Origin of the sequence: Escherichia sp. E3659 (genome assembly GCF_005781135.1) — a bacterium.
In the GTDB taxonomy this organism is placed as follows: domain Bacteria; phylum Pseudomonadota; class Gammaproteobacteria; order Enterobacterales; family Enterobacteriaceae; genus Escherichia.
Window position 1 is genome coordinate 21,415 of the sequence record NZ_VATQ01000028.1, and the last position, 12,387, is coordinate 33,801.

The following is a 12,387-nucleotide window of genomic DNA, read 5'->3' on the forward strand; positions in this document are numbered from 1 at the left end:
CATAATGCGTTCATGTCGCATCCGCCTACTGTGCCTAAAATGTCGGATGCGACGCTGGTGCGTCTTATCCGACCTACGGGGACGCATGTGTAGGCCGGATAAGGCGTTTACGCCGCATCCGGCAATGGTGTCCAAATGCAACACGTTTTATCCGTTCTGGACTTCACCCGCTAACCAACGCGCCGCAGCAATAACCCCCTGCCCCAGAGACAAGCCGCCATCACCCGCCGGTAAACTCTGTGGAAAGAGCAATGTGAAATCAGCGAGATAATGCGCCAGACGTGCACGCAGCAAACGGTTATGAATAACCCCGCCGCTAAATACCAGCGTAGTGATACCACGCATCGTGGCCTGCTCACGCATCAACGCGGCAAAACCCTGCGCCAGCGCATCATGAAACGCCCACGCGCGTTGATTAACCGGTGCCTGCCAGTTCAGCCACTGCTGCCAGAAAGTGGCGAGATCCAGTTGATTGTCCACCAGCGGCATTGTCACCGGATGCGTCACTCCGTCGCATGAGGCTGCGAGCGCCTCCAGAGCACAAGCCGCTTCACCTTCATAACTTAACGTGGCTGGCGCACAGCCCAGTGCCGCCGCCACTGCATCGAACAAACGCCCACACGATGACGCCAGCGGCGCGTTAATTCCACGCTCAATGGCCCGCGCCAACACGCTCCAGTTTTGCTGTTGCACACTTGCCGTTTCAGAGTAATTCTGCCACTCCGGCACAAAGCGCAGGCACTGCGCCAGCAGGTTACGCCACGGCTGCTTCGCCGCCAAATCGCCACCCGGAAGCGCCACTGCAGGCAAGCCGCCCAGGTGCTCACATTCGCGATAGTTCACCCGCAGACACTCGCCGCCCCACAAAGCGCCGTTCTCCCCCATACCGATACCGTCGAGCGTCAAAGCAATGACATCACCGCCATCCAGCGGCCACTGATGCTCTGCCAGACACGCCGCTGCGTGGGCATGATGATGCAGCACCGTTTGCGTCGGCAGATTCATTTCGCGCGCCCACTGGCTGGAGACATAACCCGGATGCGCGTCATGCACAACGTATTGCGGAGTGAAATCGTAGATGTTTTGCATCAGGCGTAACGCTTCGCGCCACTGCATCTGGATGCCATCGTCACTTAAATCGCCCAGATGCTGACTCAACACCGCTTGCTCACCGCGCACCAGGCAGAAGGTATTTTTCAGATCCGCGCCGAGACACAGCACAGGCGGAACATTTTTAAAGCCCGGAGGCAAAGCCAGCGCATCCGGCACATACCCCCGCGAACGGCGCAGCATTTCGCCGCTTTCGCGCACCACCGAATCATCCATCCGCTGCACGATGTCGCGGTTATGTATCAAGAATCCGTCGGCAATGCCCTGCAAATCCGACAACGCCTGTTCGTTGCTGATAGCCGGTGGTTTACCGCTCAGATTGCCGGAGGTCATCACCAGCGGGCATTGCAGTTCCTGTAACAGCAAATGTTGCAGCGGATTAGCCGGGAGCATTACGCCCACTTCATTAAGGCCATGGGCGATATCATCACAAAGCTCAGGTACGTATTTTTTATCCACCAGCACAATCGGCGCGGCGGGCGTGGTAAGCAACTGGCGCGCAGCGTCTGGTAAACCTTCTGCCACTGGCAACATGACCGCCAGCGGTTTCGCCGGGCGATGTTTGCGCGCCCGCAGTGTCGCCACCGCGTTACTGTTACGTGCATCGCAGGCAAGATGAAATCCGCCAATCCCTTTGATGGCGACAATGTTGCCCATTTTTAACTGTGCGATAGCCTCCTGTAATGCCGCCTCCTGTTCCGCATGTTCACCATGACTTACCCATTCAAGATGTGGGCCACACTCCGGGCAGGCCACCGGCTGGGCGTGGAAGCGACGATCGAGCGGGTCGCGGTACTCTTTGTCACAGGCCGGACATAGCGGAAACGCCGCCATCACGGTAAACGGGCGGTCGTAAGGCATCGCGCGAATAATGGTGAAACGCGGGCCACAGTGAGTACAGTTGATAAACGGATAACGATAACGCCGTTCGCCTGGGGTATTCATTTCATCAAGACACGCTGGGCAAGTGGCAGCATCCGGGACAATTTGCGTATTCATGGTGCCGCCTGTGCTCTGGCGGATGGTGAACTCGGTGGGCGGCTGTGGCCAGATAAACGGCTCACGCTCGACGCTATCAATACGCGCCAGCGGCGGGCAGTGCTGATGCAATTGAACAAGAAACGTTTCCGGGTCTTCCAGCAGCCGGACTTCTACGCCATCGCCGTCATTACAGACATCGCCGTGAAGATTTAATTGCTGTGCCAGCTGCCAGACAAACGGACGAAAACCGACGCCCTGCACTTTGCCACGAATACGCAGTTGGACACCGCAAGATGTGTTTTTTGCCATTGAGTTATTCCCGCCATCATGAATTGCGTAACCCGCCCTGCCGGACACGACAGCGTCGCATCCGGCAGTCACAGGTCGGCGATACCGCCCGCTCCGTATTCTACGAATATTTCCGGGAATTCCTTTGATGCCAGAACAGTTCTGTAAGATTTTTAGAACATCAGCGCCGTACGGCGACGTTTTTCTGCGCTCAGTTGTTCAAGTTTATTACGATCGACACAAATCAGCGCATGGGTCGGGCAAGTCGCCATACACGCCGGGCCGTCTTCACGATGGTTGCACAGGTCGCATTTATTGGCTTCAGCTTTGTCAGCCCGTACATTCAGCCCCGCGCCGCTGTTGCGAATCACCGGACGTACCACCACTTCCATCGCGCCATACGGGCAAGCCACAACGCAGGTTTTGCAACCAATACAACGTTCCTGCATGACATGAACAAACCCTTTATCACGGCTGATAGCACCATTCGGGCAGACGTTAGCGCACGGTGCATCTTCACACTGACGGCAAACTGTCGCCGTGGAAATGTTCACACCTTTAATGACATGGATTCGCGGTAAAAATGTTTCCGGGGTCAGCGATGCACAGTCCTGATTTTCCTGATGAGAAACCACGCACGCCACTTCACAGGTACGGCAACCAATACATTTACTCGCGTCAGCAATGATGAAACGGTTCATCAAATTCTCCAGCAATGACAGTTAATGCGCCGATACATTCACAAATCATGCCAGTTTTTAATTCACTGTTATTTAAGGAAATTGATTTCTGCGAAGCAGGAAAAACGATGTCATCGACACTAGTGACGATGACATGTGATGACAATGTTTATCGCGAAAGAGCAATGAGTGAGTCGCGGCGGATCAGTTTTCCGCTGAAGGTTTTCGGCGGTGAGAAATCCCCGCCATCGAGCATAAAAATCAGCCGTCCAATAATTTCCTGAATCATCTCTGTTACCGGAATTTTTACGCTGGAGAGCGCCGGAACGGTGTAGGGGGCAATTGCGATATCATCGAATCCGATAACTGACACCTGCTCTGGCACCGCTACGCCGCGCTCGTGTAACGCTTTCATCGCACCTATCGCCATATCGTCGTTACTGGCAACTAACGCGCTAAATTTAGCCCCACGTTCGAGCAACGTTTCTACCCCTTCGGCCCCGCTGGCGGGCGTCCATTTACCGTTAGCGATAAGTTGTTCATTGAGCGCAATACCATGCTGCGCCAGCGCGTCTTTATACCCGGCAAGACGTTCAATGCTGGTGGGGGAATCCATCGAACCGGTAAGGAAAGCAATCTCCTGATGCCCGGCGTTTATCAACTCTGCCACGGCGTTAAAGCTGGTCTGTTTATGATCGCACCAGACGCTATGGCTGCTGTTTTTGCGCAGGCGGCGATTAAGCACCATTATCGGCTGACTGTGCGCGTCAATAATGTCATCAATCTCATCCACGCTTAAAAAACGCGGGTAAATCATGATGGCGTCGCAGCGCAAATCCAGCAGATACTGAATCGCCTGGCGCTCTTCTTCGGCGCTGTGTTTACCATCGGCCAATAGCAACTGCCGCCCTTTCTCTTCCGCCATTCGCGCGGCATGAAACAGTAATTCACTAAAATAAATGCCGTGGTAAAGCGTGTTGGTCACTACCAGCCCCAGCGTCTGCGTACTCTTCGCCGACAGATTGCGCGCCAGCAAGTTTGGACGGTAACCGCTCTCTTCTACCGCCTGAAACACGCGATCTTTAGTCTCCTGGCTGACGTAGCCATTACCAGAAAGCACGCGAGAAACGGTCGCTTTTGAAACCCCGGCGCGCTTCGCCACTTCCAGCATCGTCGTCATCATTTTCATCCCTTTACACGCAATCAACGCAGTGTACTGCACCGTTTGCCGATTGTCCTTGCGCAATCGGCGGGAAAAATATTCAGGTGACCGGTTTCACAAATATAAAAAATGAACAATTCACTCTCTTGCTTATTTTTTGACAACTATTCATGATTTTGTGAAACCGGTTTCTTGATTCCGTTTCAGCATCGGCATTTTTCCGTCACGTCGACTGATAACAACTACATCTACCCTACTGATAACAGGATAAAATCCGATGGCCAAAAATTATGCGGCGCTGGCACGCTCGGTGATAGCGGCACTGGGCGGCGTTGATAACATCTCGGCGGTCACCCACTGTATGACGCGTTTGCGCTTTGTTATCAAAGATAACCAGCTTATCGACAGCCCGACGTTAAAAACCATCTCCGGCGTGCTCGGCGTGGTACGTAGTGACAACCAGTGTCAGGTAATTATCGGCAATACGGTTTCGCAGGCCTTTCAGGAAGTCGTCAGCCTGCTGCCGGGAGATATGCAGCCCGCACAGCCCGTGGGTAAACCCAAACTCACGCTGCGTCGCATTGGTGCGGGGATCCTCGATGCGCTGATCGGCACCATGTCACCGCTGATCCCGGCGATTATCGGCGGATCGATGGTCAAACTGCTGGCGATGATCCTCGAGATGAGCGGCGTGCTGACAAAAGGATCGCCGACCTTAACCATTCTGAATGTGATTGGTGACGGTGCTTTCTTCTTCCTGCCGCTAATGGTCGCGGCATCTGCCGCCATCAAATTTAAAACCAATATGTCGCTGGCGATTGCCATCGCGGGTGTGCTGGTACATCCGAGTTTTATTGAACTGATGGCGAAAGCGGCCCAGGGTGAACATGTCGAATTTGCCCTGATCCCGGTCACCGCGGTGAAATACACCTACACGGTGATCCCGGCGCTGGTGATGACCTGGTGCCTGTCATATATCGAACGCTGGGTGGATCGCATTACACCGGCGGTGACGAAAAACTTCCTCAAGCCAATGCTGATTGTGTTGATTGCCGCACCGCTGGCAATCCTGCTGATTGGCCCGATTGGTATCTGGATCGGTAGCGCCATTTCGGCGCTGGTTTACACCATTCATGGTTATCTGGGCTGGCTTTCAGTCGCCATTATGGGCGCGCTGTGGCCTCTGCTGGTAATGACCGGGATGCACCGCGTCTTTACGCCAACCATCATTCAGACCATTGCCGAAACCGGCAAAGAAGGGATGGTCATGCCGTCAGAGATCGGCGCTAACCTGTCGCTGGGCGGTTCATCACTGGCGGTGGCGTGGAAAACGAAAAATCCGGAACTGCGCCAGACGGCGCTGGCTGCGGCGGCATCAGCCATTATGGCGGGGATTTCCGAACCGGCGTTATACGGCGTGGCGATCCGCCTGAAACGTCCGCTTATCGCCAGTCTTATCAGCGGTTTTATTTGCGGCGCGGTTGCCGGTATGGCGGGGCTTGCCAGCCACTCAATGGCAGCGCCGGGGTTATTTACCAGCGTGCAATTCTTCGATCCGGCGAATCCAATGAGCATCGTCTGGGTGTTCGCGGTCATGGCGCTGGCGGTGGTGCTGTCGTTTATCCTCACACTGTTGCTCGGCTTTGAGGATATTCCTGTTGAGGAAGCGGCTGCCGAGGCGCGAAAGCATCAGAGCGTACAACCGACCGTCGCCAAAGAAGTAAGTCTTAATTGAGGATGAAAATGTCAGTATTTCCGCAAGGTTTTTTATGGGGCGGCGCGCTTGCCGCCAACCAGTCTGAAGGCGCGTACCGTGAAGGCGGCAAAGGGCTGACCACGGTCGATATGATCCCACATGGCGAGCATCGAATGGCGGTGAAACTGGGGCTGGAAAAACGTTTTCAGTTGCGCGATGACGAGTTTTATCCCAGCCATGAGGCGACGGATTTTTATCATCGTTATAAAGAAGATATCGCCCTGATGGCTGAGATGGGATTCAAAGTGTTCCGTACCTCAATTGCCTGGAGCCGCCTCTTCCCGCAGGGCGATGAACTGACGCCTAACCAGCAGGGCATTGCTTTTTACCGTTCTGTCTTTGAAGAGTGTAAAAAGTACGGTATCGAACCGCTGGTCACGTTGTGCCACTTCGATGTGCCGATGCATCTGGTCACCGAATATGGCTCCTGGCGTAACCGCAAGCTGGTGGAGTTTTTCAGCCGCTACGCCCGGACCTGCTTTGAAGCATTTGATGGTCTGGTGAAATACTGGCTAACCTTCAATGAAATCAACATTATGTTGCATAGCCCGTTCTCCGGCGCGGGTCTGGTGTTTGAAGAAGGGGAAAATCAGGATCAGGTGAAATATCAGGCCGCGCATCACCAGCTGATTGCCAGTGCATTAGCCACCAAAATCGCCCATGAGGTTAACCCGCAAAATCAGGTGGGTTGTATGCTGGCGGGCGGTAACTTCTACCCTTACAGTTGCAAGCCGGAAGATGTCTGGGCGGCGCTGGAGAAAGACCGGGAAAACCTGTTTTTTATCGATGTGCAGGCGCGGGGCACGTATCCGGCTTACTCTGCCCGCGTATTCCGCAAAAAAGGGGTAACCATCGACAAAGCACCGGGCGATGATGAAATCCTGAAAAACACCGTCGATTTTGTCTCCTTCAGCTATTACGCCTCGCGCTGCGCCTCGGCGGAGATGAACGCCAACAACAGCAGTGCGGCGAACGTGGTGAAATCGCTGCGTAATCCGTATCTACAGGTGAGCGACTGGGGCTGGGGAATTGATCCACTCGGTCTGCGTATCACCATGAACATGATGTACGACCGCTATCAGAAGCCGCTGTTTCTGGTGGAAAACGGCCTGGGCGCAAAAGATGAATTTGCTGCCAATGGTGAGATTAACGATGACTATCGCATCAGCTATTTACGCGAACATATCCACGCAATGGGCGAAGCGATTGCAGACGGCATTCCGCTGATGGGCTACACCACCTGGGGCTGTATTGATTTAGTTTCCGCCTCTACGGGTGAAATGAGCAAACGCTACGGTTTTGTCTACGTAGACCGTGACGACGCAGGCAACGGTACGCTGACGCGCACACGTAAGAAATCGTTCTGGTGGTATAAAAAAGTGATTGCCAGTAATGGTGAGGATTTAGAGTAAGTAACAGTGCCGGATGCGGCGTGAACGCCTTATCCGGCCTACATAGTTCGTGCGACATGTAGGCCCGATAAGCGCAGCGCATCGGGCAATCTGGCGTTTGCTATCAGTTCTGATTCCCTCATCAAGAACATCCCTGTCCTGATTCCTTACTGAAAAACTACTCTTCTTCCACCGCTAATTGCGCGAATCCGCCATTCCCTTCCCAGCCTTCCAGTCGTTGATAAACGGTTTCTACCGCATCTTTAATCGGCTGAGTCATCGGGTAGTAAAAGCCGACGATATCCGGCTGAATGCCGAGGAAAATCACTTCGCCAATATCTTCTTTCAACTGGTCGATAAGGTAGTTCAACGGCATGTTATGGGTAGTCATCATAAACATCTCAGCGATATCATCCGGGTCGATGATGCGGATTTCGCCGGGGTTTAGCCCCATATCCGTGGCGTCGACAATCAGTAACCGCGTAGGGCGCAGTTCACGGATGGCGACGATATCGTTTTCCGGTGCGCTACCGCCGTCAATCACTACCCAGTTACCTTTCGGCGCGGCGGCGCACTTTTCCGCCAGCAGCGGGCCTGCGCCATCATCGCCCATCATGCTATTGCCAACACAGAGTAAAACGTCAGTCACGCAGTCTCCTCACCATCAAATAGATGGCGTTTTCCTGATGAATATCATGCAGCATACTTAGCAGCATTGTACTCCATTCCTGCTGCTGCGAAGTTTGCGCTGCCCGGGCTTTATCGAATGCATTGGCCAGCATCGGCACATGGTTAATGTCGATGACGATCTCACCGTATTTCGGCACGCCTTCCATTTTGCGGCGGGCTTCGCTGCCCGCCTCCAGTGTGGCAATCCATGCCAGATATTCATCCCACGGGCAGGTGAGCGCCGCTTCCAGGCAATCGATAACCCCAAGGTGGTGACCAATCGCCAGGCTGTAATAGACCACCTGCTGCGCCTCGGCGGGCATGGCATCGCTCTCATCAATAAATTTACGGCTCAGTTGACTGAACACCACCTTTTCACTCATCGGATACGCGCCTCTTCAACAACATGATTCAGATGGCTGACAATCTCGTTCAGACGCGGATCGTTTTCCGCCTCCAGCCAGCGTGCAACCTGTTCTTCGCCCTGCCCTAACTGTGTCAGGAAGTCATCGGCAATCTGGCGACCGTAACGGTAACCCGCCAGGCGGCGTGCTTCGCGATCCACTTTCACGCGTAGCGGCTGCACCATATCGCCATGCAGGATCTCTGCCGGTTGTTCATCCTGCTCACCCGGCCCACGGGCGTGAATTTTCTGCTCCAGCAGACCGAGTGCCATTGCAAAGCCGTATAGCGTGGCGGCTGGCGTTGGCGGGCAGCCAGGGATGTAGACATCCACCGGGACGATTTTATCCGTACCGCCCCACACGCAGTAGAGATCGTGGAAAATGCCGCCGCTGTTACCGCAGGCACCGTAGGAGATACAGATTTTCGGGTCCGGCGCGGACTGCCACGCACGCAGCGCAGGGGATCGCATTGCACGGGTGACCGCGCCGGTAAACAGTAAAATATCCGCATGACGCGGTGAAGGAACGACTTTAATGCCGAAGCGTTCTGCATCAAACAGCGGCGAAAGCGTGGCGAAAATTTCGATTTCGCAGCCGTTGCAGCCGCCGCAGTCCACGCGGTAAACATAGGCAGAACGTTTGATTTTTTTCAGTAACGACGCCTTCATGCTGGCGATGGATTCATCCACCGTCATCGGGACCGGAATGCCGTTGGCGTCACGGGGGCCTAATAAATTGCTCATCAGATGGCCTCTTTCATATGGCGAGTCAGTTCAATACGGTCGGACGGCACCAGGCATTTCTGGCGCTTACATTCCGGGCAAGTCTCAAAGCTTTCGCGGTGGTTTTCCGCGCGGCTGTCGCCGTTGTGCTTAAGCAGCGCAATGGCGTAGTCGATCTCTTTCTGGACGGCGAAAGGACGATTGCAGACGCGGCAGTTGCACAGCGCAAAGCGGGACTGTTGCAGGAAGTCTTCTTTCTTCCACACCGCCAGTTCGTACTCTTGCGACAGTTTGATCGCCGCCGTCGGGCAAACTTCTTCGCAGCGTCCACAGAAGATGCAGCGCCCGAGATTAAACTCCCAGGCAAGCTCTCCTGTGGCGAGGTCAGTTTCAACTGTTAAGGCGTTTGACGGGCAGGCATTGACGCAGGCCGCGCAGCCGATGCACTGCTGCGGGTTCTGCTCTGGCTTACCACGGAAGTTTTTATCAACCGCAATCGGCTCCAGCGGATAAGACGAGGTCGCCGTGCCGGTTTTGATAACTTTTTTGATAAAGGTAAACATGGCGATTCCTTATTTCAGCGGCGAGTTTTTACGCTCAATGCTGTAGCGCTCGAGTTCTTTATACGGCACCACTTTGCTCTTCTTCTTACGGACATCGACCACGGTCATGCGGTCGGTACAGGAGTAGCAAGGGTCTAGGCTACCGATAATCAGCGGCGCATCGGAAACAGTGTTGCCACGCAGCATGTAGCGCAGGGTCGGCCAGTTCGCGTAGGTCGCGGCACGGCAGCGCCAGCGGTACAGCTTCTGGTTGTCGCCAGTCATGCTCCAGTGGATATCATCACCGCGCGGCGCTTCGGCAAAGCCCAGCGCGAAACGGTGCGGAATGTAGGTAAAGCCTTCCACCATCAGCGGGCCGCCCGGCAGGTTATCCAGACCGTAGTCGATCATGTTCAGCGCGGTATAGACCTCGTTGATTCGCACTTTCAGACGGGAAATAACGTCGCAGCCCTGCTCGCTGTGGACTTCCATTGGCAGCAGGCCATAACCGACAAACGGGTGATCGGCACGGGTATCGCGGGCGTGACCGCTGGCGCGGACCATCGGGCCAACGTTACTGAAATCGCGGGCGATTTCCGGGTCCAGACGACCAATGCCGACGGTGCGCTGTTCCATGTTCGGCGTACTCAGCAGCACATCAACCAGCTCCTGTACTTCACGACGCATCTGCTGTGCCAGTTGACGGGTCTGGATCATGTCATCTTTCAGCAGATCGCGACGAATCCCGCCGATCAGGTTCAGGCCGTAGGTTTTACGCGCACCGGTGAGGATCTCTGCCATTTTCATGGAGGTTTCACGCACGCGGAAGAACTGCATAAAGCCGGAGTCAAAGCCGGTAAAGTGGCAGGCGAGGCCGAGGTTGAGCAGATGCGAGTGCAGGCGTTCTACCTCCAGCAGAATGGCGCGGATCATCTGCGCACGTTCTGGCACCTGAATACCCATCGCGTTTTCCACCGACGTGGTGTAGGCGGTGCTGTGAGCAAAGCCGCAGATCCCGCACACACGGTCAGAGAGGAAGGTCACTTCGTTATAACCCATGCGGGTTTCCGCCAGTTTTTCCATACCGCGATGAACGTAGAACAGGCGGTAGTCGGCGTCGATAATGTTTTCGCCATCGACGAACAGACGGAAGTGGCCCGGTTCGTCGGAAGTGACGTGCAGCGGACCAATCGGCACGACATTGTTTTTCTTGTCGCCCAGTTCGTTGATGAACTCGTAGGTTTCAGCATCGGTGGTCGGCGCCGGGCGCTGACGATAATCCATACTGTCTTTACGCAGCGGGTAGAGTTCATCCGGCCAGTCATCCGGCAGCACCAGACGGCGTTCATCCGGAAGCCCTACCGGAATCAAACCGTACATATCGCGCACTTCACGCTCGCCCCACACCGCTGCCGGAACGCGCGGCGTCACGGACGGATATTCCGGTTTGTTGGCGTCAACTTCGACGCGAACCGTTACCCAACACTTGGTGCCCTTCTCCATCGACAGCACGTAATAAACGGCGTAATGACCATTCAGTTTGCGTTCGTCGTTACCAAACAGCACCGACAGCCAGCCACCCTGTTTGTAGTAAAGAAACTCCACCACTTCCGGCAGGTAGTTCACCTTTACGGTGACAGTCAGCTGATCTTTGGTCTGCCAGGCGTGGTCCAGCACGACGCCCGGAAATGCCTCATTCAGCGCGGCGAGATAATGTTGACCTAATTTTTCTTCAGACATGCTCAAACTCTCTTTAATCACGCCGCCAGCAAGGAGACGAACGCTAAAAATGCAAAGCCAAACCCAGCCCAGGTAATGCGCGGAGTAATATCAAGACGCAGACGGGCCATGCTGTTTTCGAACAGCGCGATAACCAGGACGCCGACCACCAGTTTGACGATGGCAGTCACCAGCGCCAGCAGCAGCCCACCAGCGGTGAAGGTTTCCATTTGTCCCCACGGAATAAACACCCCGACGAACATCTGCAACACCACCAGCTGTTTCAGGCTGATACCCCATTTCATGACGCCAAAGCCGCTGCCGCTGTACTCAGAGAGCGGACCTTCCTGCAGCTCCTGCTCGGCTTCCGCCAGGTCGAACGGCAGTTTGCCCATTTCGATAAAGGTGGCGAACGCACAGGCACAAAGCGCCAGTACCAGCGGGATGCTTTTGCTCAGCGGCCAGTGATAAACGGTATCGGTGATGTTGCTGATATTGGTGGAACCGGTAACCTGCGCGGCGACCCACAGACCAAGCAGCAACATCGGCTCGACCAGCACACCCAGCATCGCTTCACGGCTCGCGCCGATAGCAGTAAACGGGCTACCGGTATCCAGACCGGAAATGGCAAAGAAGAAACGCGCAATGGCAAAGAGATACAGTAAGGTGATCAAATCGCCCAGTTGCGGCAGCGGAGAACCGACGGTCACCACCGGCAGCGCGGTAGCGATAGTCAGCATGACGCCCACCATCACATACGGCGTCAGGCGGAACACCCAGCCGGAGGCATCCGGGCCAACGCTCTGACGCCCCAGCAGTTTGATAATGTCGCGATACTCCTGCAACACGCCCGGCCCGCGACGGTTATGTAAGCGGGCTCGCGCCACGCGGGTTATACCGGAGAGCAGCGGCGCAACGGCAAATAACACCAGCGCCTGAATTAACGGATATAAAACACTCATT

At 55.0% G+C, this 12,387-nt stretch carries 11 protein-coding genes; 2 read left to right on the plus strand and 9 right to left on the minus strand.

The features are described from left to right. Nucleotides 1–147 precede the first annotated feature (147 nt). The 3 genes from hypF to ascG all read right to left on the minus strand — a co-directional run bounded on the left by hypF (nucleotide 148) and on the right by ascG (nucleotide 4,239). On the minus strand, nucleotides 148–2,400 hold the full coding sequence (gene hypF, locus FEK47_RS18930; RefSeq protein ID WP_135487389.1) for a carbamoyltransferase HypF: 2,253 nt from the start codon (nucleotides 2,398–2,400) through the stop codon (nucleotides 148–150). Between the two features lie 152 nt (nucleotides 2,401–2,552). Next, nucleotides 2,553–3,080 carry an electron transport protein HydN gene (gene hydN, locus FEK47_RS18935; protein WP_135487388.1) on the minus strand — a complete coding sequence of 176 codons (528 nt, stop codon included), beginning with the start codon at nucleotides 3,078–3,080 and terminating at the stop codon, nucleotides 2,553–2,555. 148 nt (nucleotides 3,081–3,228) lie between these two features. Continuing rightward, the gene (gene ascG / locus FEK47_RS18940) at nucleotides 3,229–4,239 is read right to left on the minus strand and encodes a DNA-binding transcriptional regulator AscG (RefSeq protein WP_167854661.1); all 1,011 of its coding nucleotides are present in this window, start codon (nucleotides 4,237–4,239) and stop codon (nucleotides 3,229–3,231) included. Between the two features lie 259 nt (nucleotides 4,240–4,498). Between ascG and ascF the strand changes: the two genes are divergently transcribed. Beyond that, nucleotides 4,499–5,956, plus strand: coding sequence for a PTS cellobiose/arbutin/salicin transporter subunit IIBC (ascF, locus tag FEK47_RS18945; protein ID WP_135487386.1), 1,458 nt, complete (start codon nucleotides 4,499–4,501; stop codon nucleotides 5,954–5,956). An 8-nt stretch (nucleotides 5,957–5,964) separates the two neighbouring features. Then, nucleotides 5,965–7,389 (plus strand): 6-phospho-beta-glucosidase AscB, encoded by a 1,425-nt coding sequence (gene ascB / locus FEK47_RS18950; RefSeq protein WP_135487385.1) that lies wholly within the window; start codon nucleotides 5,965–5,967, stop codon nucleotides 7,387–7,389. Nucleotides 7,390–7,546: 157 nt separating this feature from the next. On the opposite strand, the gene hycI is transcribed toward ascB, so the two are convergent. The 6 genes from hycI to hycD are packed head-to-tail and all read right to left on the minus strand — an operon-like array spanning nucleotide 7,547 to nucleotide 12,386. Beyond that, nucleotides 7,547–8,017: a hydrogenase maturation peptidase HycI gene (hycI, locus tag FEK47_RS18955; protein WP_000132961.1), complete on the minus strand. Its 471-nt coding sequence runs from the start codon at nucleotides 8,015–8,017 to the stop codon at nucleotides 7,547–7,549. Then, a complete protein-coding gene (hycH, locus tag FEK47_RS18960) occupies nucleotides 8,010–8,420 on the minus strand; it encodes a formate hydrogenlyase assembly protein HycH (protein ID WP_135487384.1) in 411 nt (136 codons plus the stop codon). Before hycH ends, hycI begins: the two co-directional genes overlap by 8 nt. Continuing rightward, complete coding sequence (hycG, locus tag FEK47_RS18965) at nucleotides 8,417–9,184, minus strand: formate hydrogenlyase subunit HycG (protein ID WP_000067399.1); 768 nt, start codon at nucleotides 9,182–9,184, stop codon at nucleotides 8,417–8,419. Before hycG ends, hycH begins: the two co-directional genes overlap by 4 nt. Continuing rightward, entirely contained in the window at nucleotides 9,184–9,726 is a 543-nt protein-coding gene (hycF, locus tag FEK47_RS18970) for a formate hydrogenlyase subunit HycF (protein WP_000493785.1), read from the minus strand. The genes hycG and hycF overlap by 1 nt, the downstream gene beginning before the upstream one ends. Nucleotides 9,727–9,735: 9 nt before the next feature. Further along, nucleotides 9,736–11,445, minus strand: a complete 1,710-nt coding sequence (hycE, locus tag FEK47_RS18975; protein WP_001288134.1) for a formate hydrogenlyase subunit HycE — start codon at nucleotides 11,443–11,445, stop codon at nucleotides 9,736–9,738. Between the two features lie 17 nt (nucleotides 11,446–11,462). Next, nucleotides 11,463–12,386 carry a formate hydrogenlyase subunit HycD gene (gene hycD, locus FEK47_RS18980; RefSeq protein ID WP_135487383.1) on the minus strand — a complete coding sequence of 308 codons (924 nt, stop codon included), beginning with the start codon at nucleotides 12,384–12,386 and terminating at the stop codon, nucleotides 11,463–11,465. Nucleotide 12,387 lies beyond the last annotated feature (1 nt).